1 pseudogene is annotated in these 403 nt (G+C 58.1%); it reads left to right on the top strand.

Going from position 1 to position 403, the window contains the following annotated elements:
• Positions 1-403 (top strand): annotated as a pseudogene (locus tag JZ792_RS41510) (hypothetical protein); the annotation flags it as partial.

Consider the following 403-nt stretch of genomic DNA (forward strand, 5'->3'; position numbering starts at 1 on the left):
CACTGATGCCGAAGGGCGTCTGGTGCTTGCCGATGGTCTGATTGATGCCAGTGCGCAGAAACCGGAACTGATCATTGATGCGGCGACCCTCACCGGGGCGGCGAAAACTGCGCTGGGTAATGATTATCACGCGTTGTTCAGTTTTGACGATGCGCTTGCCGGTCGTTTGCTGGCGAGTGCCTCACAAGAGAACGAACCGTTCTGGCGTCTGCCGCTGGCGGAATTCCACCGCAGCCAGCTGCCGTCTAACTTTGCCGAACTGAACAATACCGGAAGCGCGGCGTATCCGGCAGGTGCAAGTACGGCTGCGGGCTTCCTGTCGCACTTTGTTGAGAACTATCAGCAAGGCTGGCTGCATATCGACTGCTCGGCGACTTACCGTAAAGCGCCGGTTGAACAGTGG

The organism is Nocardia noduli (genome assembly GCF_019038455.1).
GTDB classification, from domain to species: domain Bacteria; phylum Actinomycetota; class Actinomycetes; order Mycobacteriales; family Mycobacteriaceae; genus Nocardia; species Nocardia noduli.